At 65.6% G+C, this 25,377-nt stretch carries 19 protein-coding genes and 4 riboswitches; of the genes, 14 read left to right on the forward strand and 5 right to left on the reverse strand.

Annotation, left to right across the window (positions count from 1 at the left end; translation table 11 throughout):
• The first annotated feature begins 61 nt into the window (after window positions 1–61).
• The 10 genes from G7026_RS02590 to G7026_RS02635 all read left to right on the forward strand — a co-directional run bounded on the left by G7026_RS02590 (window position 62) and on the right by G7026_RS02635 (window position 12,136).
• On the forward strand, window positions 62–1,504 hold the full coding sequence (locus tag G7026_RS02590) for an aldehyde dehydrogenase family protein (protein WP_181069107.1): 1,443 nt from the start codon (window positions 62–64) through the stop codon (window positions 1,502–1,504).
• 141 nt (window positions 1,505–1,645) lie between these two features.
• Complete coding sequence (gudD, locus tag G7026_RS02595; protein WP_181069108.1) at window positions 1,646–3,001, forward strand: glucarate dehydratase; 1,356 nt, start codon at window positions 1,646–1,648, stop codon at window positions 2,999–3,001.
• A gap of 182 nt (window positions 3,002–3,183) precedes the next feature.
• The gene (garD, locus tag G7026_RS02600; RefSeq protein ID WP_181069244.1) at window positions 3,184–4,737 is read left to right on the forward strand and encodes a galactarate dehydratase; all 1,554 of its coding nucleotides are present in this window, start codon (window positions 3,184–3,186) and stop codon (window positions 4,735–4,737) included.
• 98 nt (window positions 4,738–4,835) lie between these two features.
• On the forward strand, window positions 4,836–6,254 hold the full coding sequence (locus G7026_RS02605; protein WP_181069110.1) for an FAD-binding oxidoreductase: 1,419 nt from the start codon (window positions 4,836–4,838) through the stop codon (window positions 6,252–6,254).
• 256 nt (window positions 6,255–6,510) lie between these two features.
• Window positions 6,511–6,822, forward strand: a complete 312-nt coding sequence (locus G7026_RS02610) for a TonB-dependent receptor domain-containing protein (RefSeq protein ID WP_375138178.1) — start codon at window positions 6,511–6,513, stop codon at window positions 6,820–6,822.
• A 46-nt stretch (window positions 6,823–6,868) separates the two neighbouring features.
• Window positions 6,869–7,159, forward strand: coding sequence for a DUF3649 domain-containing protein (locus G7026_RS02615; RefSeq protein ID WP_181069246.1), 291 nt, complete (start codon window positions 6,869–6,871; stop codon window positions 7,157–7,159).
• A complete protein-coding gene (locus tag G7026_RS02620) occupies window positions 7,156–8,682 on the forward strand; it encodes a PepSY-associated TM helix domain-containing protein (protein WP_181069112.1) in 1,527 nt (508 codons plus the stop codon). The genes G7026_RS02615 and G7026_RS02620 overlap by 4 nt, the downstream gene beginning before the upstream one ends.
• Before the next feature lie 2 nt (window positions 8,683–8,684).
• A complete protein-coding gene (locus G7026_RS02625) occupies window positions 8,685–9,008 on the forward strand; it encodes a DUF3325 domain-containing protein (protein WP_181069113.1) in 324 nt (107 codons plus the stop codon).
• A 68-nt stretch (window positions 9,009–9,076) separates the two neighbouring features.
• On the forward strand, window positions 9,077–10,006 hold the full coding sequence (locus G7026_RS02630) for a 2-hydroxyacid dehydrogenase (protein WP_181069115.1): 930 nt from the start codon (window positions 9,077–9,079) through the stop codon (window positions 10,004–10,006).
• A gap of 351 nt (window positions 10,007–10,357) precedes the next feature.
• Window positions 10,358–12,136 (forward strand): putative bifunctional diguanylate cyclase/phosphodiesterase, encoded by a 1,779-nt coding sequence (locus G7026_RS02635; protein ID WP_181069117.1) that lies wholly within the window; start codon window positions 10,358–10,360, stop codon window positions 12,134–12,136.
• A gap of 202 nt (window positions 12,137–12,338) precedes the next feature.
• Here G7026_RS02635 and G7026_RS02640 read toward each other — a convergent pair whose 3' ends face one another.
• Window positions 12,339–13,592 (reverse strand): D-amino acid dehydrogenase, encoded by a 1,254-nt coding sequence (locus tag G7026_RS02640; protein ID WP_181069119.1) that lies wholly within the window; start codon window positions 13,590–13,592, stop codon window positions 12,339–12,341.
• Between the two features lie 61 nt (window positions 13,593–13,653).
• A riboswitch (glycine riboswitch) is annotated at window positions 13,654–13,746 on the reverse strand.
• Window positions 13,747–13,748: 2 nt separating this feature from the next.
• A riboswitch (glycine riboswitch) is annotated at window positions 13,749–13,836 on the reverse strand.
• A gap of 537 nt (window positions 13,837–14,373) precedes the next feature.
• Here G7026_RS02640 and G7026_RS02645 point away from each other — a divergent pair.
• Entirely contained in the window at window positions 14,374–14,643 is a 270-nt protein-coding gene (locus G7026_RS02645) for a DUF2790 domain-containing protein (RefSeq protein ID WP_308811750.1), read from the forward strand.
• A 120-nt stretch (window positions 14,644–14,763) separates the two neighbouring features.
• Window positions 14,764–15,837: an ArsO family NAD(P)H-dependent flavin-containing monooxygenase gene (locus G7026_RS02650; RefSeq protein WP_181069122.1), complete on the forward strand. Its 1,074-nt coding sequence runs from the start codon at window positions 14,764–14,766 to the stop codon at window positions 15,835–15,837.
• A gap of 37 nt (window positions 15,838–15,874) precedes the next feature.
• Here the strand turns inward: G7026_RS02650 and G7026_RS02655 are convergent, their stop codons facing one another.
• From G7026_RS02655 to G7026_RS02665, 3 genes are all read right to left on the reverse strand, one after another.
• Window positions 15,875–16,939 (reverse strand): SDR family oxidoreductase, encoded by a 1,065-nt coding sequence (locus G7026_RS02655; RefSeq protein ID WP_181069124.1) that lies wholly within the window; start codon window positions 16,937–16,939, stop codon window positions 15,875–15,877.
• Between the two features lie 139 nt (window positions 16,940–17,078).
• On the reverse strand, window positions 17,079–17,828 hold the full coding sequence (gene cobM, locus G7026_RS02660) for a precorrin-4 C(11)-methyltransferase (protein ID WP_181069126.1): 750 nt from the start codon (window positions 17,826–17,828) through the stop codon (window positions 17,079–17,081).
• Window positions 17,825–18,244 (reverse strand): cobalamin biosynthesis protein, encoded by a 420-nt coding sequence (locus tag G7026_RS02665; RefSeq protein WP_181069128.1) that lies wholly within the window; start codon window positions 18,242–18,244, stop codon window positions 17,825–17,827. The genes cobM and G7026_RS02665 overlap by 4 nt, the downstream gene beginning before the upstream one ends.
• A 164-nt stretch (window positions 18,245–18,408) precedes the next feature.
• Window positions 18,409–18,630, reverse strand: a riboswitch (cobalamin riboswitch).
• A gap of 58 nt (window positions 18,631–18,688) precedes the next feature.
• Window positions 18,689–18,887: riboswitch (cobalamin riboswitch) on the forward strand.
• A 94-nt stretch (window positions 18,888–18,981) separates the two neighbouring features.
• Here G7026_RS02665 and cobW point away from each other — a divergent pair.
• A complete protein-coding gene (cobW, locus tag G7026_RS02670) occupies window positions 18,982–20,031 on the forward strand; it encodes a cobalamin biosynthesis protein CobW (protein ID WP_258190147.1) in 1,050 nt (349 codons plus the stop codon).
• A gap of 109 nt (window positions 20,032–20,140) precedes the next feature.
• On the forward strand, window positions 20,141–23,887 hold the full coding sequence (cobN, locus tag G7026_RS02675) for a cobaltochelatase subunit CobN (protein WP_181069248.1): 3,747 nt from the start codon (window positions 20,141–20,143) through the stop codon (window positions 23,885–23,887).
• Window positions 23,888–24,125: 238 nt separating this feature from the next.
• Here the strand turns inward: cobN and G7026_RS02680 are convergent, their stop codons facing one another.
• A complete protein-coding gene (locus tag G7026_RS02680; RefSeq protein ID WP_181069132.1) occupies window positions 24,126–25,217 on the reverse strand; it encodes a 3-deoxy-7-phosphoheptulonate synthase in 1,092 nt (363 codons plus the stop codon).
• Between the last annotated feature and the right edge of the window lie 160 nt (window positions 25,218–25,377).

A 25,377-nucleotide genomic window follows, 5' to 3' on the forward strand; every position in this document is an offset into this window, starting at 1 on the left:
GCCGTAAAGCAAGCAGTCGCACCCTGGTGCCGGCTGCAAAAACAATCGACTGGAGCTATCCATGGCAGAGCACAAGCGTTACGACAATTACATCGGTGGCGAGTGGGTGGCGGGCGCCAACTACTCGCGCAACGTCAACCCGTCGGACCTTTCCGATGTGATCGGTGAATACGCCCAGGCTGACGCCGCCCAAGTGTCCGCGGCCATCGAGGCTGCCCGTGCCGCGTTCCCAGCGTGGTCCACGTCCGGCATCCAGGCGCGTGCCGATTCGCTGGAAAAGGTCGGCCTGGAAATCCTCGCTCGCCGCGAAGAACTCGGCGAGCTGCTAGCCAGGGAAGAGGGCAAGACCCTGCCCGAGGCGATAGGCGAAGTGTCGCGTGCCGGCAACATCTTCAAGTACTTCGCGGGCGAGTGCCTGCGCCAGGCCGGCGAGACCCTGCAGTCGGTACGCCCGGGCGTGAGCGTCGAAGTGACCCGCGAGCCGCTGGGTGTGGTCGGCCTGATCACGCCGTGGAACTTCCCGATCGCCATTCCGGCCTGGAAGATCGCGCCAGCGTTGGCCTACGGCAACTGCGTGGTGATCAAGCCGGCGGACCTGGTTCCGGGTTGCGCCTGGGCCATCGCCGAAATCATTTCCCGCGCCGGCTTCCCGGCTGGCGTGTTCAATCTGGTGATGGGCCGTGGCCGTGAAGTCGGCGAAGTGCTGGTCAATGACGCACGGGTCGACGCCATCAGCTTCACCGGTTCGGTGGGCGTTGGTCGCGGCATCGCGGCGGCCTGCGTCGCCCGCGGCGCCAAGGTCCAGCTGGAGATGGGCGGCAAGAACCCGCAGATCGTGCTCGACGATGCCGACCTGAACGTTGCCGTCGAGCTGTGCACCCAGAGCGCCTACTACTCCACCGGTCAGCGCTGCACCGCTTCGAGCCGCATCATCGTGACCGAAGGCATCTACGACCGCTTCGTCGAGGCGATGGTCGAGCGCATCAAGAAGATCAAGGTCGGCTCCGCGCTGGAGAAGGGCGTCGATGTCGGCCCGGTTGTCTCCGAAGCCCAGCTCGAGCAGGACCTGCGCTACATCGAGATCGGCAAGCAGGAAGGCGCGCGCCTGGCCTGTGGCGGCGAGCGCGTCAAATGCGAAACCGAAGGCTACTACTTGGCGCCGACCCTGTTCGTCGACAGCACCGCTGACATGCGCATCAGCCGCGAGGAAATCTTCGGCCCGGTGGCCAACGTGGTGAAGGTCAAGGACTACGAGGCGGCGCTGGCGATGGCCAACGACACCGAATTCGGCCTGTCGGCCGGTATCTGCACCACCTCGCTCAAGTACGCCAACCACTTCAAGCGTCACGCGCAGGCCGGCATGGTGATGGTCAACCTGCCGACCGCAGGCGTGGATTACCACGTGCCGTTCGGCGGCCGTAAAGGCTCGTCCTATGGCCCGCGCGAGCAAGGGCGTTACGCCCAGGAGTTCTACACCACGGTGAAAACCACCTACATCGGCTGAACCGGCGTGCCCGCCCTGGCGCGGTGAGTCCGGCGGCGCAGCCCTTTTGGGAGGTGCCGCCAGTGCCTAGCCGGGCGAGGCGAATACCTGTACAGCTGTCCGCGTTACCAGACCCGCACAACAATAAGAGGGGCTACGGACATGAACACTCAGACCACTGCCGGCCACGCTTCGGGCGCGCCGGGCATTACCGAACTGCAGGTGATTCCGGTCGCCGGCCAGGACAGCATGCTGCTCAACCTGAGCGGTGCGCATGGCCCATATTTCACCCGCAACATCCTCATTCTCAAGGACAACGCCGGGCACGTCGGTGTCGGCGAGGTCCCCGGTGGCGAAGCCATCCGCCAGACCCTCGAAGATGCACGCTCGCTGCTGGTTGGCGAGTCGGTCGGCAACTTCAACGGCATTCTCAATCGCGTGCGCAAGGCGTTCGCCGACCGCGACTCAGGCGGCCGCGGCCTGCAGACTTTTGACCTGCGGATCGCCATCCATGCCGTTACTGCGCTGGAATCGGCATTGCTCGACCTGCTCGGCCAGCATTTGGGCGTACCGGTCGCGGCGTTGCTCGGCGAAGGGCAGCAGCGCGATGAAGTCGAGATGCTCGGTTACCTGTTCTACGTGGGCGACCGCAACAAGACCGATCTGGGCTACCGCGACGAGTCCTCCAGCAGCGACGAGTGGTTCCGCGTGCGCAACGAGCAGGCGCTGACGCCGGAGACGGTCGTGCGTCAGGCCGAAGCCGCCTATGCGCGTTACGGCTTCAAGGATTTCAAGCTCAAGGGCGGCGTATTGCGCGGCGAAGAGGAAGTCGAGGCGATTCGCGCCCTGGCCGCCCGCTTCCCCGATGCGCGCATCACCTTGGACCCGAACGGCGCCTGGTCGCTGAACGAGGCCATCGGGCTGTGTCGTGATCTGCACGGCGTGCTGGCGTATGCGGAAGACCCATGCGGCGCCGAAAACGGCTATTCGGGTCGCGAGGTGATGGCCGAGTTCCGTCGCGGCACCGGGCTGCCCACTGCCACCAACATGATCGCCACCGACTGGCGACAGATGGGGCATACGGTACAGCTGCAATCGGTGGACATCCCGCTGGCCGATCCGCATTTCTGGACGATGGCCGGCTCCGTGCGCGTCGCACAGATGTGCAACGATTGGGGACTGACCTGGGGCTCGCACTCGAACAACCACTTCGATGTGTCGCTGGCCATGTTCACCCACGTCGCCGCCGCCGCGCCGGGCCGCATCACCGCCATCGACACCCACTGGATCTGGCAGGACGGCCAGCACCTGACCCGCGAACCGCTGCAGATCGTCGGCGGCAAGGTGGCCGTGCCGAAGAAGCCGGGCCTGGGCGTGGAGCTGGACTTCGATGCGCTGGAAAAGGCCCATGCGCTGTACAAGGAAAAAGGTCTGGGCGCGCGGGACGATGCCATCGCCATGCAATACCTGGTGCCGAACTGGACCTTCAACAACAAGAAGCCGTGCATGGTGCGCTAAGCCCGGCATATCGCGGTCAAGACCAGGCGTCCCTGACCGCTCCCACGAAAAGCCGCGGACCCGTGGGAGCGGTCTTGACCTCGAATGGGACACTACCGATATCCGTTGCAAAGATCGCCGAACTGGGCGCGACACCACACAACAACAGACCGGGCGAACCGGAGACCGAGATGAACGAAACTGTGCAGCTGATCCAACACCAAGATTCGCCCCGTTACATCCGCCTCAATGCCGCCGACAACGTCGCGGTCGTGGTCAACGACGGTGGAGTGCCGACCGGTGCCCGGTTCGACGATGGCCTGGTCACCGTCGAGATGGTTCCGCAGAGCCACAAGGTCGCCCTCGTCGATATCCCCGAAGGGGAGCCGGTGCGCCGCTACGGCCAGATCATCGGCTATGCCCTGGCCCCAATTCCCCGAGGCAGCTGGGTCAAGGAAACCCAGCTGCGCATGCCGAGCGCGCCGCCGCTCGACAGCCTTCCACGTGCCAACGCCGTGCCGGACAGGCTGGAGCCGCTGGAGGGATACACCTTCGAGGGCTACCGCAACGCCGACGGCACCGTGGGCACGCGCAACATCCTGGGCATCACCACCACCGTGCAATGCGTCACCGGCGTGCTCGAGCATGCGGTTTCGCGCATTCGCAAGGAGCTGCTGCCTAAATACCCGAACGTCGACGACGTGGTGGCGCTGACCCACAGCTACGGCTGCGGCGTGGCGATCAACGCCCGCGACGCCTACATCCCGATCCGCACCGTGCGCAACCTGGCGCGCAACCCCAACCTGGGTGGCGAAGCGTTGGTCGTCAGCCTCGGTTGCGAGAAGCTGCAGGCCGAGCAGGTGATGCACGAGGGCGACCCCTCGGTGGACCTAAGCGATCCCTGGCTGTATCGCCTGCAAGAGTCCAATACCGGTTTCGGCGAGATGATCGAGCAGATCATGGCGCTGGCCGAAACCCGCCTGAAGAAGCTCGATCAACGCCGCCGCGAGACGGTGCCGGCTTCCGAGCTGATCCTCGGCATGCAGTGCGGTGGCAGCGACGCCTTTTCCGGAATCACCGCCAACCCGGCGCTGGGCTTCGCCTCCGACCTGCTGGTGCGTGCCGGGGCGACGGTGATGTTCTCGGAGAACACCGAGGTGCGCGACGCCGTGTACATGCTCACCGCGCGGGCCGAAAACACCGAGGTGGCCGATGCGCTGATCGCCGAGATGGACTGGTACGACCAGTACCTGGAACGCGGCGCCGCCGACCGCAGCGCCAATACCACGCCGGGCAACAAGAAGGGTGGGTTGTCGAACATCGTCGAGAAGTCGCTGGGTTCGATCGTCAAGTCCGGCAGCAGCGCCATCAACGGCGTGGTCGGGCCGGGCGAGCGGGTGGAAAGCCGGGGGCTGATCTTCTGCGCGACGCCGGCCAGCGACTTCGTCTGCGGCACGCTGCAGCTGGCCGCCGGGATGAACCTGCACGTGTTCACCACCGGCCGCGGTACGCCCTATGGGCTGGCCATGGCACCGGTGGTCAAGGTGGCGACCCGCACCGAACTGGCCGAGCGCTGGCCGGATCTGATCGACATCGACGCGGGCCGCATCGCCACTGGCCGCGCCAGCATTGAGGACCTCGGCTGGGAGTTGTTCCACTACTACCTGGACGTCGCCAGCGGCCGCAAGCAGACCTGGGCCGAGCAGCACAAGCTGCACAACGACATCGTCCTGTTCAACCCCGCGCCGATCACCTGACCGGGCGGCCCGCTGCGCGTCGACGGCGGGCTTCCTGGATCGTCCATCCTAAGCGCCAGAGCCGGGTTCGGCCTCTGGTGCCCGCCTGGAGAACACCGATGACGGCACTGACCGCTGAATTGATCGATCGTCTGGAACAGGTGGTAGGCGCCGCTGGCCTCGTGCGCGACCCGCAGGACATGGCCCGCTACCTCAGCGACTGGCGCAACGCCTACCGGGGCAGGGCGGCCCTGGTGGTAAGGCCGGCCAGTACCGAGGAGGTCGCGGCGGTGGTTCGTCTGTGTCATCAGGCTGGAGTCGCGCTGGTGCCCCAGGGCGGCAATACCGGGCTCTGTGGCGGCTCGATTCCGGATGCCTCGGGCGAGCAGATCGTGCTGTCGCTCACCCGCATGACACGGATCCGTCAGGTCGATCCGCAGAACGACACTATCACCGTCGAGGCAGGCGTGATCCTGCAGCAGCTGCAGGAAGCCGCCGTCGCAGCCGGACGTATGTTCCCGCTGTCGCTCGGCGCCGAGGGCAGCTGCACGGTGGGCGGGAATCTCGCGACCAACGCGGGCGGTACCGCGGTGTTGCGCTACGGCAACATGCGCGAGCTGACCCTGGGGCTGGAGGTCGTCTTGCCCGACGGACAAGTCTGGAACGGCCTGCGCGGCCTGCGCAAGGACAACACCGGTTACGACCTCAAGCAGCTGTTCATCGGCTCGGAAGGCACCCTGGGGATCATCACCGCGGCGGTGCTCAAGCTGTTCCCTGCGGTGCGCAGCACCACCACTGCCTGGGTCGCACTGCCCAGTAGCGAAGCGTCGATCGAGCTGATCGGGATCATGCGCGGGCTGTGTGGCGATCGGCTCACCGGCTTCGAGCTGATGTCCCGGCAAAGCGTCGAGTTCGTGCTCAGGCATGTCGTGGGTTGCAGTGATCCATTCGGTCAGCCACACCCCTGGTACGTGCTGATCGAACTCGGCGACACGCAACCCGATGCGCCGCTCAACGAGCTTCTGGAAACGGGGCTGGGCGAGGCGTTGGAACGGGGTGTCGCGCTCGATGCGGTGATCGCCTCCAGCGGGGCGCAGGTCCAGGCGTTGTGGGCGATACGCGAGGGCATCTCCGAAGCGCAGAACCACGAGGGACCAAGCCTCAAGCATGACATCAGCGTCCCGGTCAGTGGCATCCCGCAGTTCATCGAAGAGACCGACCGGCAACTGCTCGAGCGCTTTCCCGGGGTACGCATCGTCTGTTACGGCCACGTGGGCGATGGCAACCTGCACTACAACATCAGCAAGCCAGTGGGCAGCGAGGACGCGCCCTTCAAGGCGCAGCACGAAGCAATCATGCAGGTGATCTACGACGCGACGGCCCGTTTTAATGGCAGCATCAGCGCCGAACACGGCCTGGGCCAGGCCAAACGCGACGCCGCGGCGCGCTACAAGGACCCGCTGGAGCTGGCCTTGATGCGCTCGATCAAGCAGGCGTTCGACCCGGCCGGGCTGTTGAACCCGGGCAAGGTACTCTAGCGGCACTGGTCTCGGTCGACCGCTCGCAGCAAAGCTGCCCATCTCCGGATACGAGTGCGCTTTCCTTCCTCTCGAAAAGAGTTCGGATAGGAAATGTTTATCTTCTAAATAGAAACATTTATCAATATCATGTGCGTTCACATTACCAGGGAAAGGGAGAGCCCGTGGCTGTCGCCGCTTCGTCCGCGTTTCTGTTGCGCCCGCTGGTGATGGGGCTGCCGATGCTGGTGCCCAGCAAGGCAAGTGCATCGCCAGCGTGCCCGAGCACATGGCCTCGCTGTGGTCGCAACACCGCTTCAGCATCGCAGGCATTCCGGGCTTCAGCGCCGGTGCCGGGGTGCGTTGCGTGGGCGCCAGCTGGGACGGTGCGGACAGCCTGAAGACGTCGTCGACCACGCTGTTCGACGCCATGCTCGGTTACGCCTACGACGACTGGTCGTTCACCCTCAACGCCACCAACCTCGAAGACGAAACCTACTTCACCACCTGTCTGTCACGCGGCGACTGCTTCATCGGCAATCGCCGCACGGTGGTGCGACGACCAGCTATAGCTTTTGATTCCCGTTGACATGCAGCCGCCCGCGCGGCCCGAACGTAGGAAGCATCACGTGAACATGATTCTCACCAAGGCCCGCTGGGCCCTAGCATTGCGCATCCTCGCCGCGCTGGTAGGCGGCTATGCCGTGGCCTATGCCGTTACGGCTTTCCTGGCGGTCTACCTGCCGCTGGCGCGGCCGGACCGGGTGGTGTTTTCCAGCCTGGCCAGCTTCGCCGTCTGGACCGCCGTGGTCGTCTACGTGTTCGCCGCGCGCAGCACCACGCGGGTGTGGCTGTTGCTGGTGGGGCTGACGACGGTGTTGTGCCTGGCCGCATTCTTTTCCGGAGACTGGAGGACCCGCCCATGAAACTGCGCCAAAGCATGGCCGGCCTGCATACCTGGGGCGGCCTCCTGCCGAGCTGGTTGCTCTACGTGATCATCTTCGCCGGCACCGTCGCCTGCTTCGACAAGGAGCTCAGCCGCTGGATGCGACCAGCGCTGCATCAGGGCTCGGCATCGACCCTGAGCGCCGACGACGTGCGCGGCTGGCTGCAGCGCAACGTCAGCGAAGAACTGCATGCGTTCTGGATGCACGGCCCGACCGCGCGTGAGCCCTACTGGCGGCTCGGCTGGGAGGTGGACGGCACCGAGACCTTCCATAACGTCGCCTTCGATCCTCGCAGCACGCAGCCCGAACCCATGACCGAGACGGTCGGAGGAGATTTCTTCTTCAAGCTGCACTACAACCTGCACGCCGGAAACATCGGTATGTACATCGTCGGCCTGGCCGGCATGTTCATGCTGGTCGCGCTGGTGTCCGGCGTGATCATCCACCGGCGGATCTTCAAGGACTTCTTCACCCTGCGGCCCAAGGCCAACGGGCAGCGTGCCTGGCTCGACGCCCACAACCTGTTCGGCGTGGTGGGTTTTCCGTTTCACCTGGTGCTGGCCTATACCGGCGTGGCGATCTTCGTCGCTTCCTACATGCCGGCCGCGGCCCAAGTGAGCTACGCCGGCAACGTGATGCAGTATTTCGGCGAGGTGATGGGCAGCTATCACCGGGATGAGCTGCATCAGCCGGCTGCGTCGCCGGCGTCGCTCGATACGCTGATTGCCGAGTCGCGTCGGGAGTGGGGGGGCGCCGCGGTGGGCTGGGTCAGCGTGCATCATCCGGATGATGCCTCGGCGGTGGTGGATATTCGTCGCCTCGATGAGTCGCGTATCGGTTCGCCGCAGGACACGCTTACCTACGACGCGGCCACGGGCGAGCTGCTCAATCGCCAGGACGCGTCCACGGGCTATCGCGCCTATGTCTGGCTGGCCGGCCTGCACATGGCCCAGTTCGGCGGCACCCTGGTGCGCCTGCTTTATCTGCTGATGGGGCTGTGCGGCTGCGCCATGCTGATCGGGGGCCTGCAGGTCTGGTTGGCCAAGCGCGAGGCGCGCGGCGATGCGAGCCTGGCCTGGGTCCGCGCACTCAACGCCGCGGTATTCGCCGGTCTACCGTTGGCCAGCCTGGCGTTGCTGTGGGGCAACCGCCTGATCCCGTCGACTCTTGCCGAACGCGCCGTTGCCGAAGGCTGGGTGTTCGTCGGCGCCTGGCTGCTGGTCGCCCTCTGGGCCGTGCTGCGGCGTCAGCACAGCCGCCGGCTGCTGCGCGACCAGTTGGTGCTCGGCGCGGTGCTCGCGCTCGGGCTACCCGTGATCAATGGGCTGACCGGGGACGGACACCTGGCTGCCAGCCTGGCGCGGGCCGACTGGGCATTGGCGTCGGTGGATCTGTTCCTGATCGCGGCTGGTCTGATCTGCGCTTTTTACGCCTGGCGTTTCAGCGCGGCACCGGATCGAGCGGAGACGCGTGGTCCGGTCGACCGGGTGCAGGAGGCATGAGCATGCTTTTACTGGCTTTCGCCGTGGCTTACCTGGCCATGACGCTGCTGTGCCTGACCATGAGCCGCCATCGTGGGGCGCTGCTGCATGCCGATACCCGTCTGCCAGGCACTCCGGTCTTACGGCTGCTGGCGGCTGGCTGTTTCGGTTTCGCCCTGTGGCTGTGTGTCAACAGCCAGGGAGGGGAGATCGGCACGGTCGTCTGGCTGTGCCTGGTGATGCTCGCCGGCATGCTACTGGTTCTGCTGCTGGCCTGGCGCGCGCGCTGGGTATTGCCGGTCGTGCCGCTGCTGGCGGTCTTTGGCGTCTTGCAGGGGCTGCTCTAGTGTCCGGCCCTAGCTGGCGTGCTATACAGGAAGCTGCCTTACGCCAGTCAATCACCCGGGGATGACCGATGACCTGCATGCTCCAGATGGGACCTTTGACCGAACGCTTCAATCAGGGCCTGGCCGCTGCACACGAGGTTCTGCCGCACTGGCAGGGCGATGCCGAAGCGCTGCTCGCCGAGCACGGCGCGCGCATCGAGATCGTGATTACCTCGGCGCGTTTCGGCTGCCCGGCTTCGGTGATCGAGCGGTTACCCAATCTGAAGGCCATCTGCAGTTTCGGCGTCGGTTACGACGCCATCGCCATCGAGGCCGCCAGGGCGCGCGGCATCCCGGTGAGTAATACGCCGGATGTACTGAACGACTGCGTGGCGGATCTCGCCTTCGGCCTGATCATCGACAGCGCGCGTCTGATCGCCCATGGCGATCGTTATGTGCGCGAAGGCCGCTGGGGCGCCAGCGGCTTTCCCCTTGGCCGCCGGGTCAGCGGCAAGCGGCTGGGTATCGTCGGGCTGGGTCGAATAGGCGAGGCGGTCGCCAAGCGCTCGTCGGGTTTCGACATGGCGGTGCGCTATCACAATCGTCGGCCTGTCGCAGGTAGCCCCTACGGCTATGAGGCGGACCTGATCGCGCTCGCGCGCTGGGCCGATTTTCTCGTGCTGACCTGTCCGGGCGGGCCGCAGACGCAAAACCTCATCGACCGTCCGGTGCTCGATGCGCTGGGCTCCAAAGGCATCCTGATCAACGTCGCGCGTGGCTCGGTGGTCGACGAGCCGGCGATGGTCGCGGCCCTGCAGGAAGGGCGGCTCGGTGGCGCAGGGCTGGATGTGTTCGCCAGCGAGCCCAAGGTGCCCGCCGCCCTGTGCGAGATGCCCAACGTCGTGTTGCTGCCGCACATCGGTAGCGGTACCGAGGAGACGCGTCTGGCCATGGAGGAGCTGTTGCTGGCCAATCTGCAGGCTTTCCTCGATGACGGGGCGGTGCTCAACCCGGTCTGACCTCAAGGCCTGGTAAAACAACGGGGCTCGTCGCTCGTCGAGGTGCCGCTGGAAACATCTTGTCGCAACCGCCCGTGCTTGCCATGGCTCAGGCGCGGCGCGGGTAAGAGTCCGCCGAGCCCGTTTACCGGCATGGACCGACTTTCTCCGAGGGAGCGGCCCCGTAGTCGTGTGGCTAGGCTTTCCCTGTGGGACGCACAAAGAATCCTGTCCGACGCCGCGTTCGCAACGATTCGAGGCAACCGTTGCGCTCGTTTGGTGGTCCCAACTATGGGTCGTGCCTGTTTTCCTCGTCGGCCTGGGTATCCGGTTGCGATAGGCAGCCAGTGAGCGTGCAAAAGGGGATTCTAAATGGCCAAGTCCGCTGCGCTTCCCGCCAACGAGTCCAGGCGTCTGGCCCGGATCCAGGAGCTCAGCCTGCTGGAAAGCAGGCCCGATGAGGTTTTTGACGAAATCGTGGGTCTGGCCACGCAGTTGTTCGACGTGCCCATCGCCCTGGTCTCGATCATTGGCCGACACCGCCAGTGGTTTCGCGCCAGGGTCGGCATCGATGTGGCGGAGACGCCTCGTGAACATTCGCTCTGCGCCCATGCGATCCTCGGCAAGGACCTGTTCCTGGTGTGCGATGCGGCACGTGACGAGCGCTTCCGGGACAATCCCTATGTGGTGGGCGAGCCTGGCGTGCGGTTCTATGCAGCGGTACCGCTGACCACGGCCGATTCGCTCGGGCTCGGCGCCCTGTGCATCATCGATACCAAGCCCAGGCCACCGCTGAGCGAGGAGGAGGCCGGCATGCTCCGGCGGCTCGGCAAGCTGGCGATGAGCCGCATCGAACACATGCACGACGCCAATTACGTGGACACGCCGACCGGGCTGTTCAACCGGTTCCGCCTGGAAGAAGACGTCGACCATCTGCTCAAGGAAGGACATGACCTGCTGCTGGCGGCGGCCGATGTGATTTCCCCGCTGTTTTACAACGATATCGTCAAGGCACTGGGCTTCACCTTTTCCAGGTCGCTCGTCCTGGCGATCAAAGCTCGCCTGCAGAAGGAGTTACCCGGCGTCGAGCTCTACAAGATCAGCCCGACCCGCTTCGCCTTCATCCTCGACCGGACACGGCTCGATCAGGCCGAGGCGCTGTTCGCTCGCCTGGCCAGGGCGTTCGACGAACCGGTGGTCTGCGGGGAGATCCCCGTGCGTACCCAGTTCGGCATTGGCGCCCTGCACCTGAGCGCCGCTGACGAAACGCGTGGGGACTGGCTGCGCCTGCTGGTCAGCTGCGCCGACGAGGCCCGCGAGCGGGGCGTGGCCTGGTCCTATTACTCACCGCAGCAGGATTTTGCCCAGCAGCGTGCGTTCAAGTTGCTCAGCGCGCTGGCCGAAGCGGTGCGCAAGGGCGACCAGTTCAGGCTGGTCTACCAGCCGAGGGTGGACCTGCACAGCGGTCGCTGCACCTCGGTGGAAACCTTCATCCGCTGGAGGCACCCGGCGCTCGGCGAAATCGGTCCGGCCGAATTCATCCCGCTGGCCGAAAAGACCGCGCTGATACGGCCGATCAGCCTGTGGGTACTGCGCAATGCCCTGGAGCAACTGGCGACCTGGCAGCAGCAGGGGCTGATGTTCAAGCTGGCCATCAACGTGTCGGCCACGGACCTCGACGAGAGCCTGTTCACCGACGAGCTGGCGGCGTCGCTCGAGCGGCTGAGCATAGACCCGCGCGGCTTCGAACTGGAGTTCACCGAGAGCGCACTGATGCAGAACCCTGAGGCGGTGCGGGCGCAGCTCGAGCGTATCCGCGCGCTGGGCGTGGAGGTGGCGCTGGACGACTTCGGTGCCGGCTACAGCAACTGGGCCTACGTGCGCGACCTGCCGGCTAATACGGTCAAGCTCGACCAGTCGTTCCTGCGCAATCTGTTGTCCGCCGACAGGGACAAGCGGGTGGTCAGGACGATGATCGGCCTGGCCAAGCAGCTGGGGTACTGCGTGGTTGCCGAAGGCATCGAAAGCGCCGAGGTGCAGGCGCTGATGAGGCAATGGGGTTGCAACGAAGGGCAGGGCTATCTGATCGCCAGGCCAATGCCGGCGGCTGAGTTTCTAACCTGGCTCGGCCAGCCCCGGTCGCTGCACTGAGGCCGGGATGCAGGTTCATTCGCGGTCAAGACCGCACCCACGGGTGCTGGAAGCTGTGAGCGCGCCTGTGTGGGAGCGGTCGGGACGCCTAGTCTCGACCGCGAGCTTTCCAAAGGGTGGAAGGCATCCCGCAACGGTTGATCCAGGGCCGGGGCAATCGCGGCCAGGACCGCCCCAGCGGGGTGGGGCGGTCCTGGGCAGGTCAGGCCGGAATGGGTTGAGCGACCGGAGCGGGGCGGCCCATGGATTCGAGCACCACATCACCGATCATATCTGCGGTGACCGCCGATAGAGTCCAGCCCAGGTGGCCATGGCCGGTGTTGTAGAACACGCACGGCGAGCTGCCGCGGCCGACCTTGGGCATCATGTTCGGCATCATTGGCCGCAGGCCGGCCCAGGGCACCACGCTGCGGGTGCTGACTCCTGGGAAGCATTCGTTGACCCAGTCCACCAGCGGGCGGATACGGTCGGCGCGAATGTCGCGGTTGTAGCCGTTGAATTCGGCGGTCCCCGCGACCCGCAGCCGGTCGTCGCCCAGGCGGCTGGTGACGAGCTTGGTCTCGTCGTCCAGCAGGCTTACCACCGGTGCCGACGCCTGGCTCTGCTCGTCGAGCAGGTTGACCGTGATCGAGTAGCCCTTGACCGGATAGATGTTCACCCGGTCGCCCAGCTGCGCGGCCAGAGCACGGCTGGCGGTGCCTGCGCAGATCACCACGCCGTCGAAGGTCTGCGTCTGGACCGCATCACCTTGGCCAAGGCTCACGTGAACCTGGCGACCGTCGGTGGTCACGCCGCGCACGTCCTGACCGTACAGGCACTTGGCGCCCAGGCGAATGGCGGCAAGCGCCAGGCCATGGGTGAACTTGTGGATGTCGCCGGTCGAATCGCTTTCGGTGAAGTAGCCACCGTAGTAGTTGCCGGCGAGGGTCGGCTCGATGGCACGCATCTCGTCCGGAGTCACGGCGCGGCGTTCCAGGCCGCCCTTGGCGAGTAGCTGCGACACGTTACCAGCGTGATCGAAGCCGGCCTTGTCGCGGTAGATGTGCAGGATGCCTTCCTTCTTCAGGTCGAAATCCAGCCCCTCGGCCTCGGCCCACGCATAGAGGTGCTCGCGCGCGGCAATGGCCAGGCGTGCGGTCTCGATGGTGTTCTGCTGGTAGCTGGGGATCGAGCCGATGAACTCGGCGAACCAGGACAGCTTGTGCCAGCTGGGCTTGGGGTTGACCAGCAGCGGCGCGTCGCTCTTGAGCATCCATTTGATGCCCTTGAGGATGGTCGACCAGTGAGTCCAGACCTCGGCGTTGGAGGCCGACAGCTGTCCGCCGTTGGCGAACGAGGTTTCCATGGCCGCGTAGCGGTGCTTTTCCAGCAGGGTGACGTCGAAGCCGCGCTTGGCCAGGGCATAGGCGGTCGTTACGCCGGTAATGCCGCCGCCGATGATTGCGATGGTTTTCATGGTTCAGGTTCCAAAAAAGACGTCGAGGGTTGAGCCCGTGCGCCCATGCGCGGCGAGCGCCCCCTCTGTCCTGAACCTGAGAGTTTTCGCGGGGGTGGCCCGCTTGCTCCTTCGGTGCGCCGGTCGACGAAAGCTCCGGCGGCTCTTCAGAGTGCGAATGTGATCACGGTCCTTTTGCCTGAGAGTTTCCGGGGCGGTTGCTCCTTCGGCGCTGCAGTGAAGCAGTCTCTCCCGTGTTCACCGGCACCTAGCGGGTCGTTGCGGTGTTCCCGCGCGGCCCCAATGCTGCGTGCTGAAGTTGCGCAGCATAAGCGTGCGCCGCGAACCGCTCAACTGGTTTATTTCGGGCGCGTCAGTCATCCCGCTCGTTCCTCGGGAACGGAGCCTGCCCATTGGCAAAACAGACTTCGCCAATAGTTTATGTTGGCTTGCGTTATTTTAAGAATCGGCCATTCCTCTAACTTTGAATGGGTATGAAAGGTTGCAATTAATGACTTGTTAGTTGTCAAGATAAAATGATCAATCGGGACTTTGATTAATGCTTACTTCTTTCTTGGGCTCGCCCGTCTAGAATTCTTCTCCATCGCTGGCGACTAAAGATTGTCAATATAATCAGTTTGTTGGCGATATATTTTCCCCGCTATTTCAGCCGATCAATGCATGCGACTTCTTCCTTATTATTTGCCGGGAGGTTGTATTCATATTGCTTGAGGCTGGGCAGCTTAAATGAGTCGGATCGGCCGCCCTCATGAGGGGTGAGACGATTACAGGAGATATGAACGTGAATACCCGCAACTTCGTTAATGCCGCCATGCTTTCTCTGACTGCGCTGACCGCGAGCGTTGCCCACGCGGACGGCACAAGCGAAGCCGAACCTACGCACTATCGCTACGGCATGCCGCTGGACATCGCCCAGGTCGTCTCGATCCGGGAACCCAGCATGCGTTTCTGCCAGGTCGTGACCAGCGAGATGACGTACATCGACTCGGCCGGACAGCGCAACTCCATCGCCTATCGCAAGCTGGCCGACGTCTGCGGCTCGCAGAACTGAGTACCCGCAACGCTGAGGGACCGGAACCGCGCTGGCGGTCCGGCCTTCTTCTGGCACCGTCTTCTACAACCATTCGCCCACGAAGCCCTATGCTGCCCCTTTCGCGTAAGGGGAAGCGGCATGGGTGAATGTGTTCAGGTCGATGTGGCGATCGTTGGCGGCGGGCAATCCGCCCTTGCCGTCGGCTATTTTCTGCGCCGAACCCAGCGCTCGTTCGTGCTGCTCGATGACCAGCCTCGCCCTGGCGGTGCCTGGCTGCACGGCTGGAATTCGCTGCGATTGTTCTCGCCTTCCACCTGGAGTTCGCTCCCCGGCTGGATGATGCCCAGGGCCGCCGATGGCTATCCGATGCGGGACGAGGTGATCGACTACCTCACGCGCTATGAGCAGCGCTACGGGCTGCCGGTGAAGCGGCCCTGCGAAGTGAATGCGGTAACCGTCCACGAGGATGGGCTGAAGGTCCGAGCCGGCGGTTCGTGCTGGCAGGCCCGTGCGGTGGTGAGCGCCACCGGCACCTGGCGCAAGCCTTATGTACCAGCCTATCCGGGAGCCGAGCTGTTCGAAGGGCTGCAGCTGCATTCGGCCGACTACCGCGAGCCGCAGGCATTGGCCGGCAAGCGGGTGCTGATCGTGGGGGCTGGCAACTCCGCAGCGCAGATCCTCGCGGAGCTGTCGTCGTGGGCGGACTGCACCTGGGTGACGCAGGAAGCGCCCCGGTTTCTGCCGGACGACGTCGATGGGCATGTACTTTTCGAACGCGCCACCGCGCGCTGGAAGGCACAGCAGGCCGGCGAGCCGGTCGACGAGCTACCGGGAGGCTTTGGCGACATCGTGATGGTGCCGCCGGTACGCGAAGCCCGCGAACGAGGCGTCTTGCAGCAGGCGGTGCGCCCGTTCGTGCGCTTCACCCGCAGCGGCGTGGTCTGGCCCGATGGCCGGGAGTCGGCGGTGGATGCGGTGATCTGGTGCACCGGTTTTCGTCCCGCGCTCGATCACCTGCGAAGCCTCGGGGTGATCGAGGACGACGGCCGGGTCGCGGTCGAGGGAACCCGGTCGCTGCGCCAGCCGCGTCTATGGCTGGTGGGGTATGGCGACTGGACCGGATCGGCATCGGCCACCCTGATCGGCGTGATGCGTTCGGCGAGAAGCACCGCCGCCGAGGTCGACGCCTATCTGCAGGGGCTGCCGGGCTAGGGTTACGCAGCCGCAACGCACGCCCGGCCCGCCTGGTTCAGGGAATCAACCGCTGGGCGCGCAGGCGGGTGAACAGCTCCAGAAAGCTCGCCCGGCTGTCGTGATAGCCGAGAAAGCCCAGCTCGCGGCTCTTGGTCATGTCGTTCAGGCACTCGATCTCGCGGCCGAGATCGGCGTCGGTGTGCCACCAGGAGGCCAGGCGGTCCACGTCCGGCTCGCGCAGTCCATGCTTCTGGGCGATCGCTCGCCATTGCTCGGGCGCGACGTCCTTCAGGCGAGCCTCCAGCGGCATCGGCTGCTCGGGGAAGGGCGCCGCCTCTAGCCCGAAGAACGCGGCGATCTCGCCCCACATCCAGCGCCAGCGGAACACGTCGCCGTTGACCGTGTTGAACGCCTGGTTGCGCGCCGCCGGCGATTGCGCCGCCCATTCCATCTGCCGGCCGAGCAGACCTGCGTCGGTGACGTCGGTCAGGCTGTCCCACTGCACCCGCGAGCCGGGGAACACGAAGGGCTGGCCGGTCTCCTTGCACAGGCTCGCGTATACCGCCAGGGTCACGCCCATGTTCATCGCGTTGCTGCCGCCGGCCTGGCCGATCATCGAGTGGGACCGATGCACGCTCCAGCCGAAGCCGTGGCGCTCGGCGGCGGCGAACAGGATGTCTTCGAGGGTGTAGTAGAAGTTCTCGCCGCTCTGGCGTGGCTCGCTCTCGCGGAACGGCGTTTCTGCCTTGCCGCTTCCGTAGTTCTCGAACGAGCCCAGGTAGTGCTTGGTGCCGGTGACCAGCGCCATATGCTGCACGGGCGCCTTGCCGAGTGCCTGGCAGAGGTTGTTCATCATGGCGCCGTTGGCTTCGACGTTTTCCTTCTCGGTGGCGCGGCGCGTCCAGGTGCAGAAGAACACATGGGTGATCGGCAAGCCTTCCAGCGCTTTGTTCGTGGCGTCTGCGTCAAGCAGGTCCGCGGCCACCGGAATGACGCCTTCCTGCGCTTGCGGGCGGCGGGCCAGGCCGTAGACCGTCCAGCCGCTGGCGAGCAGGACGTTGGCAAGGTTGTAGCCGGAAATGCCGGTGATACCGACGATGAGTGCTGTGCCTTTCTGCATGGGGGCTCCTGTCTTGCTTGATGCGGCGTCATGGCGCCGTTGGCAGCCCGTCGGGCCTTGGATAACCACAGACCGCGGGCAAGCCGCCGACGCTCCCGCGCGGTGACCGCCGGTGCAGGATCGAGCGCGGGCTTGTGCCTCAGGAGGGCCTGAACAGGTGGCGATGCTCGGCGCGATAGAGGGCCGAGTCGGAAAAGGTTTCCGCGCCCAGTACCCGGCCGACCAGGATCAGCGCGGTTCGGGTGAAGCCCTTCGCGAGGACCTTTTGCTCGATGTCGGCGAGGGTTCCGCACACCCAGTCCTGATCCGGCCAGCTCGCACGATGCACCACCGCGACCGGGCAGTCGGGCCCGTAATGCGGCAGCAGCTCGGCGACGATCTGCGCCATATGGCTCACGCCGAGGTGAATGGCCATGGTCGCACGGTGGCGCGCCAGATCAGGCAGCTGCTCGCCCTCGGGCATCGGCGAGCGATGGGCGTAGCGGGTCAGGATCAGCGTCTGCGAGATATCCGGCAGGGTCAGCTCGCTTTCCAGCAGCGCCGCGCAGGCGGCGGTCGCGGTCACGCCCGGAACGATCTGGAAGGGGATGTCTAGCGCCCGCAACTGGCGGATCTGCTCGCCGATTGCGCCGTAGAGCGAGGGGTCGCCCGAATGCACCCGGGCCACGTCCTGGCCATTGCGGTGGGCGGCGTGGATCAGCTCGATGATCTCCTGCAGATTCCGCTCCGCGGTGTTGACCACCTGCTCGGCGCGGTGTCCTTCGAGCACCTCGGCGGGCACCAGCGAGCCGGCGTAGAGAATTACCGGGCACTGACGCAACAGGCGCTGACCCTTGACCGTGATCAGCTCGGGGTCGCCGGGACCGGCGCCGATGAAATAGACCGTCATGCGGGCTCCGCAGGTAATGGAAGGGAAGAGGCGATCGCCAGGCTTGCGGCCGGGTTGCTGCGCTTGGGGCCGAGCAGTGTCGCCTCGGCGCCAGTGAGCGCATGCGCCTGTGCCAGCGCGCAGGCTTCGGCGACACCGGCGCTACCGGTAATCGCCAGGACCCGTGGCGAAGCGGCGCTTAGCCGGTGTTGGTAGGGCTGCAGCTGCTCGGCCGAGAAAAACGCCAGTGGCAATTCCAGGTACTCAGCCAGCTGTAACAGCCCGGGTTCGTCGCGCTTGTGGGTGCTCGTTGCGAGGCCTGCGATTTGCTCCAGGCGCAACCCGTGGGTTTCCAGGCCGGCCTGGAGCAGCCTCAGCAGCGACTCCATCGAACAGCCGCGTCGGCAGCCGAGGCCGGCAACATGGATGGGAATCATGATGGGGCGCAGCCCCGCGAGCGTTCGCTTTGGCCGGTGGCAAAGGTCTTTGCGGGCAGGAGCGAGGCGATGCCGCTGGACATGATCGAGCCTTTTGAAAAGGGGCAGAGCAGAAGGAGGCAGCGAGGGCAGCCAGGCGGAGCTGGCATCCGGCGCACCGTGGGTAGCCAAACGGGTTTCAGGTCGTCTCCGGGCTTGCGAGGGCTGTCGTCGGACACCGCTGGACCCACCTTCCCATGCGATGCACTCGCACAGTGGTCAAGAGATCCCGACCTTCGCTTACCGTTGCGGGGGCAGCGCCGGACTCGCCCTGTCGGAAGGGCCCACCGGCTTCCCGTTTCACCCTGCGCACGGCGGCGCGAGGCACCTGAAACGACTTTTCTAGAACATCATGAAGGGCGCGCGAGCGTCAATCGTGCGATTGACCGCCCCGCAGGCACTGCGTAGCCTTCGCTCGTTCGAGGTTCTTCGGCCAGGTGCCGGAGCTAAGAGGGAACACGGTCGAGCCGTGGCTGCCCCCGCAACTGTGAACGGCCTGTATCCCTTCGAAAGCCACTGCGAGAGCGGGAAGGCGAAGGGCGCGGCGGTGATGCATCGCCGCCCGGCCGTGAGCCAGGAGACCTGCCTCGTCAACGCGTTCGACAACCGGGCGGGGTGATCCGGTGGTGCATGCCGACTCCGTTCGGCTGTCCTGCCTGCCTGCTCGTCGATCCCCTCGATCTGCGCAGGACCTCGCCATGAAAACCCACGCCAAGCTTCCCGTCACCATCGTCACCGGCTTTCTCGGTTCCGGCAAAACCACCTTGTTGCGGCACATGCTCGATAACGCCGAGGGCCGCCGCATCGCGGTGATCGTCAATGAATTCGGCGAGCTGGGCATCGATGGCGAGATCCTCCAGCAATGCAGCATCGGCTGTAGCGAAGAGGAAGCCCGTGGTCGCGTCTACGAACTCGCCAACGGCTGCGTCTGCTGCACCGTGCAGGAGGAATTCTTCCCGGTGATGCGCGAGCTGGTGGCCCGTCGGCGCGATCTGGACCACATCCTCATCGAGACCAGCGGCCTGGCGCTGCCCAAGCCGTTGGTGCAGGCCTTCAACTGGCCGGAAATCCGCAACGCCTGCACGGTGGATGCAGTGATCACCGTGGTCGACAGCCCGGCCGTCGCTGCCGGCACCTTCGCCGCCCATCCCGAGCAGGTCGATGCGCAACGCAGGCTCGACCCGAACCTGGATCACGAGTCGCCCCTGCACGAGCTGTTCGCGGATCAACTGGCGAGCGCGGATCTGGTGATCCTGAACAAGACCGATCTGCTCGAGTACGATGCGTTGCAGGCGGTCCGCACCGAGGTCGCCGAGGAGCTGCCCGAGTCGGTCAAAGTCGTCGAGGCCCAGGGCGGCGACCTGCCGCTGGCCGTGCTGCTGGGGCTCAACAGCGAGACGGAACTGCACATTGATAGCCGCAAAACGCACCACGATCTTGAAGGTGATGATCACGATCACGATGAATTCGACTCCTTCTCCGTCGAGCTTCCCGAGGTCGAAGAACTGCGCCTGCTTCAAGCACTCAAGCAAGTTGTCGCCCGCCACCGGGTGCTGCGCATCAAGGGTTTCGCCAGCGTACCGGGCAAGCCGATGCGGCTGCAGATCCAAGGCGTCGGCACGCGCTTCGACAAACATTACGACCGTGCGTGGGGCGCCGAAGAAGCGCACCTTACACGGCTGGTGGTGATCGGGCAGGCGTTGGATCAGGAGGCCATCGGCGCCGAACTGAAGGCGGCGTTGGCATGAATCACAAGCCAGAAACTGGCGGCCGGAAGCTGGAAGCACCCGCTTGGCACTCGATGCCTATCCGGGGCAGAGCCTTTTCCAGCTTCAAGCTTCCAGCAAGCTGCTCCTGATGCACCTGCTGCGCACCCAGCCCGGCGTTCAGCTGCCGGCCGACAGCATTGCCGACCTGCAGCAGACGCCTGCCGAGCTGGTACTGCTCTGTACCGGTGATTCGCACCTTTCGTTGCTGGCAGAAGCCGCTCAAAGCCTGCCGGCCGACTACCCGAGCCTGCGCCTGGCAAGCCCCGCGCAGTTGGGCAACAACGCCTCGATCGACTTTTACGTCGATCAGGTGCTGCAGCACGCCAAGGTCATCCTGATCTCGGTACACGGCGGTGTGAGCTACTGGCGCTACGGCATCGAGCGGCTGGTCGAGCTCGGCGCGCTGGGTGTGCAGGTGATCATGGTGCCGGGGGACGACAGCCCCGATCCGGAGCTGACCGGCTTGAGTACCGTCGCGCCTGAAGAGGCCGAGCGCCTGTGGCAATTCCTGCGCCAGGGTGGACGGGATAACGCACGGCAGCTGTTCTATTGCATTGCTTCGCGCTGGCTCGACCGAGCCTACCCTTGGCAGGAACCCCAAGCCTTGCCGCGCGTGGGGCTTTATCACCCGGCACACGCTGAGCCGGCGCTTGCGCATTGGCGCGCCGCGTGGACGCCTGGCCGGCCGGTGGCGGCGCTGCTGTTCTACCGGACCCAGGTGCAGGCAGCCAATACCGCCTTCATCGACAGGTTCTGCGAGCGGCTGCGCGTCCAGGGGCTCAACCCCCTGCCGATCGCTGTCGCCAGCCTCAAGGAGTCCGCCTGCCTGGCGCAGGTCGAGTGCTGGCTGGACGACAGCGACGCCGCGCTGATCATCAACACGACCGGATTCGCCCTGTCCAACCCCGAAGCGCCGAACCTGCGGCCCTTCCGGCGCGATGTGCCAGTGCTCCAGGCCATCTGCGCGCTGGACGGTCTCGAGCCGTGGCAGGCCAATCCACAGGGGCTGGGCACGCGGGATCTGGCAATGCATGTCGTGCTGCCCGAGCTCGACGGCCGGCTGATTACCCGGCCAATCAGCTTCAAGGGGCTGGCCTGGCGCAGCGAGCGCAGCCAGAGCGATGTGGTCTGCTACCAGGCCCATCTTCCAGGCATGGATTTCGTGGCCGAACTGGCGCGACGCTGGTGCGACCTTGCGCGTCTGCCCAATGCGGACAAGCGTATCGCGCTGGTGCTGGCCAATTACCCGACCCGCGACGGGCGCATCGGCAACGGGGTGGGCCTGGACACGCCGGCCGCGGCGCTGAACATTCTCAAATCGCTGGAGGAGCAGGGCTATCCTGTCGACGGGCTGCCCGACAGCGGTACGGCATTGATCCATCAGCTACTCGGCGGTGTGACTAACGACCCGGACGGCCTCGACCTGCGGCCTTGTTCCCAGAGCCTGGCGCTGGACAATTACCGGGCCTTTTTTGCCAGTCTCCCCGAGGCCAACCAGCAGGCAGTGCGCGAGCGCTGGGGCGAGCCCGAGCAGGACCCGATGTACCGCGGCGGTCGATTGATGGTCGCAGGGTTGCGCTTCGGCTTGACCTTCGTTGGCATCCAGCCGGCGCGTGGCTATGGCGTGGACGCGGCGGCCGTCTATCACGACCCCGACCTGCCGCCGCCACACGGTTATCTGGCGTTCTATTGCTGGCTGCGCCAGGCGTTCGCCGCCAATGCGGTGGTTCACGTCGGCAAGCACGGCAATCTGGAATGGTTGCCCGGCAAGAGCGTTGGGTTGTCCGAGGCGTGCTGGCCGGGCGCGATCCTCGGGCCGCTGCCCAATATCTATCCCTTCATCGTCAACGACCCGGGGGAGGGCGCGCAGGCCAAGCGGCGCACCCAGGCGGTGATCATCGACCATCTGATGCCGCCGCTGACCCGCGCCGAGAGCTACGGGCCGCTACGCGACCTGGAGCGCCTGGCCGACGAGTATTACGAAGCGAGCCAGCTGGATCTGCGCCGCGCGGTGGAGCTGCGCGGCGAGATTCTCGCGCTGGTGCGCGCCACTGAACTCGACCGGGAGCTGGGTCTGCAACTGAACGAAGACCCGGACAGCTGGCTGCCGCAGCTCGATGCCTACCTGTGCGACCTCAAGGAGTCGCAGATCCGCGACGGCTTGCATGTCTTCGGCGAGTCGCCGCAGGGCCGGTTGCGGCGAGACACGTTGCTGTCCCTGTTGCGTATCCCCCGGGGCGACGGTGTTGGCGCCAACGCCAGTCTGCTGCGAGCCCTGGCCCGCGCGCTGGCGCTGGGTTTCGATCCGCTCGACTGCGACATGGCAAGTCCCTGGCAGGGACCGCGCCCCGCGCATCTGGAAAGGCAGGGCGATGAGCCCTGGCGCACCTGCGGCGATACCCGCGAGCGACTCGAGCAACTGGCGCTGGAGCTGATCGAGCAGAGCCTGTCGGGCGAGGCGGTGGCGGTCGACGGAAGCGAGGTATCAACGATCCTCGTGGAGCTGCGCGAGCGCATCGCACCTTTGCTGGATGGCAGCGGGCCAGCCGAGATCGGTGGGTTGCTGGCGGCACTACAGGGGCGCTTCGTCCCGGCCGGACCGAGTGGTGCGCCCAGCCGCGGCCGACTCGATGTGCTGCCGACCGGGCGCAACTTCTATTCGGTCGACGTACGCAACCTGCCGACCCCGACCGCCTGGCGCATCGGCGTGCAGTCGGCGGACCGCCTGCTCGAACGCCATCTGCAGGATAACGGCGATCACCTGCGCCGGCTCGGGCTCTCGGTCTGGGGCACCGCGACCATGCGTACCGGCGGCGATGACATCGCCCAGGCCATGGCGCTGATCGGCGCGCGGCCGGTCTGGCAGGCTGGCAGCCAGCGCGTTGAGCGTTTCGAAATCCTGACGCTGGAGCAGCTTGGCCGGCCTCGGGTCGACGTCACGCTTCGCGTGTCGGGCTTCTTCCGCGATGCGTTCTCCAACCTCATTCGCCTGTTCGACCAGGCGGTACAAGCGGTGGCCGAACTGGACGAGCCGGACGACATGAATCCCCTGTCGGCGCGCGTCTGGGACGATGCCCTGCGTCTTCAGGATGACGGCCTGAGCGAAGCCGAGGCGCGGCGCCAGGCGGGCTGGCGGGTGTTCGGCTCCAAGCCGGGCGCCTATGGTGCCGGCATCCAGAATGCCGTCGAAGGGCGGCTCTGGCATGAGCGTGCAGACCTCGCCGAGGTGTACCTGAACTGGGGCGGATACGCCTACGGCGGCGATGCTGAAGGCGCACCGGCCCGCGAGCGCTTCGGGGATCGGCTGGAACGGCTCGAGGCGGTGTTGCAGAACCAAGACAACCGCGAGCATGACCTGCTCGACTCCAACGACTATTACCAGTTTCAGGGCGGCATGCTGGCGGCGGTAGAAACCCTGCGCGGCCTGCAGGTGGCGAGCTACCACGGCGATAACAGCCATCCGGACACCCCACGTATCCGCACCCTCAAGCAGGAGCTCGGACGTGTGGTGCGCGCCCGTGCGGCCAACCCCAAGTGGATTGCTGGCATGAAGCGCCACGGCTACAAGGGCGCCTTCGAACTGGCCGCCACGGTCGATTACCTGTTTGGCTTCGACGCCACCAGCGGGCTGGTCGACGACCACCAGTACGCGCTGCTCACCGATGCCTACCTGCTCGACCGCGACACCCGCGACTTCATCCAGCAACACAACCCCGGCGCCCTGCAGGACATGCTCGAACGGCTGCTCGAGGCTCAGCAGCGGGGGCTCTGGCAGAATCCCGGAGACTACCGCGAGGTACTGGAGAACATGCTGCTGGACAGTGAAGAGGCGTGAAGTCCCGAAGGTCGTCGACGCTTCAGGTGACAGCAGATGAATATCGGGGCAGGTGCGTTGCCTCACGGTTACTCATCACCGTTGCGTCAGACACGCCGCCCTCGCGCACTACGCCGCTGCCTGTAGGAGCGACATTGGTCGCGAAGGCGGTAGTCGGCGCGCGGCCAATGATGGGTCAGCGCCGAATCGTTGGCGCCGCGCATCGCTGCCGCCGGCGCCTAACACCGCCGCGCTATCGCTACACCAGATGCCGCATACGCACCGCGGCTTCCACCAGCAGGCGTTCGGTGCCTTCCCAGCCAAGGCACGCATCGGTGATCGACACGCCGTAGCGCAGCTCGCCGCCCAGGCTCTGGGCGCCGTCGAACAGGTGGCTCTCGAGCATGACCGCGCGCAGCGAGCCGTCGCCGGCCAGGCGCTGATCGAGCACGCTGCGCAGCACTTCGGGCTGGCGGTGCGGATTCTTGCCGCTGTTGGCGTGGCTGCAGTCGACCATGATCTTCGGCTCGATCCCCTGGCCCTCCAGCTCGGCGCGGGCCCGGGCGATGCTGGCTGCGTCATGGTTTGGGCCGGCGTGGCCACCGCGCAGCACCAAGTGGGTGTCCGGGTTGCCGCCGGTCTGGACCAGGGCCGGTCGACCCTGGCCGTCCACGCCGAAATGCTGATGTGCATGGGCCGCCGAACGCATCGCGTCGCAGGCGATGCCGAGGCTGCCGTCCGTGCCGTTCTTGAAGCCCACTGGCAGGTCCAGCCCGCTGACCAACTCGCGATGCACCTGCGATTCGCTGGTGCGCGCACCGATCGCAGCCCAGCCGAGCAGGTCGTCGAAGTAACCGGCCAGCATCGGCTGCAGCAGCTCGGTGGCCAGCGGCAGACCCCGTTCCAGCAGCTTTAGCATCAGCTGGCGCGATAGGCGCAGCCCTTCGGCCATATCGCCGCTTCCATCGAGCGCGGGATCGTAAACCAGGCCTTTCCAGCCCACCGTGGTGCGCGGTTTTTCAACGTAAGCACGCATCACCAATAGCAATCGATCACCTACGCGCTGGCTCAGTGCGGCCAGGCGCTCGGCGTATTCCAGTACGGCTTTTTCGTCGTGCAGCGAGCAGGGGCCGACCACCACCAGCAGGCGTGGGTCGTGACCGTCGAGGATGGCGCGGATGGCGTGGCGCTTTTGCTGGACCTGACGGGCGAGGTGGGGCGTCAGCGGGAGCTGCTCACGCAACTGGGCGGCGCTGGGCAGGGGTTGAGTCTGGCGGCGGGTCGGCGGGGCGACCAGGTGCAGATCGGTGGCGGGCTTCTGGGTGGAACGGGTGGTTGCGGCTACGGACATGATGGCTTCCTTGGGCCTGCGCGGTCATCCGCACGGCTCGCTATCTGGGGCGATGGGATGTTCGATTGAGTGCATGGGCAGGGCTGCCCTGGGTAAATCGCCAGTCGTAGCGGTAATAGGCGTAGTAGCGGTTGTATGCGGTCATGCTCGGATCCTCGGT

The sequence above is a fragment of the Stutzerimonas azotifigens genome, from assembly GCF_013522725.1.
Lineage (GTDB): Bacteria > Pseudomonadota > Gammaproteobacteria > Pseudomonadales > Pseudomonadaceae > Stutzerimonas > Stutzerimonas azotifigens_A.

Bases quoted from the DNA above. Each gene is read 5' to 3' on its own strand.
- G7026_RS02590 (WP_181069107.1), top strand. From the start codon at position 62: ATGGCAGAGCACAAGCGTTACGACAATTACATCGGTGGCGAGTGGGTG.
- gudD (WP_181069108.1), top strand. From the start codon at position 1,646: ATGAACACTCAGACCACTGCCGGCCACGCTTCGGGCGCGCCGGGCATT.
- G7026_RS02605 (WP_181069110.1), top strand. From the start codon at position 4,836: ATGACGGCACTGACCGCTGAATTGATCGATCGTCTGGAACAGGTGGTA.
- G7026_RS02615 (WP_181069246.1), top strand. From the start codon at position 6,869: ATGATTCTCACCAAGGCCCGCTGGGCCCTAGCATTGCGCATCCTCGCC.
- G7026_RS02620 (WP_181069112.1), top strand. From the start codon at position 7,156: ATGAAACTGCGCCAAAGCATGGCCGGCCTGCATACCTGGGGCGGCCTC.
- G7026_RS02625 (WP_181069113.1), top strand. From the start codon at position 8,685: ATGCTTTTACTGGCTTTCGCCGTGGCTTACCTGGCCATGACGCTGCTG.
- G7026_RS02630 (WP_181069115.1), top strand. From the start codon at position 9,077: ATGACCTGCATGCTCCAGATGGGACCTTTGACCGAACGCTTCAATCAG.
- G7026_RS02635 (WP_181069117.1), top strand. From the start codon at position 10,358: ATGGCCAAGTCCGCTGCGCTTCCCGCCAACGAGTCCAGGCGTCTGGCC.
- G7026_RS02640 (WP_181069119.1), bottom strand. From the start codon at position 13,592: ATGAAAACCATCGCAATCATCGGCGGCGGCATTACCGGCGTAACGACC.
- G7026_RS02650 (WP_181069122.1), top strand. From the start codon at position 14,764: ATGGGTGAATGTGTTCAGGTCGATGTGGCGATCGTTGGCGGCGGGCAA.
- G7026_RS02655 (WP_181069124.1), bottom strand. From the start codon at position 16,939: ATGCAGAAAGGCACAGCACTCATCGTCGGTATCACCGGCATTTCCGGC.
- cobM (WP_181069126.1), bottom strand. From the start codon at position 17,828: ATGACGGTCTATTTCATCGGCGCCGGTCCCGGCGACCCCGAGCTGATC.
- G7026_RS02665 (WP_181069128.1), bottom strand. From the start codon at position 18,244: ATGATTCCCATCCATGTTGCCGGCCTCGGCTGCCGACGCGGCTGTTCG.
- cobW (WP_258190147.1), top strand. From the start codon at position 18,982: ATGAAAACCCACGCCAAGCTTCCCGTCACCATCGTCACCGGCTTTCTC.
- cobN (WP_181069248.1), top strand. From the start codon at position 20,141: ATGCACCTGCTGCGCACCCAGCCCGGCGTTCAGCTGCCGGCCGACAGC.
- G7026_RS02680 (WP_181069132.1), bottom strand. From the start codon at position 25,217: ATGTCCGTAGCCGCAACCACCCGTTCCACCCAGAAGCCCGCCACCGAT.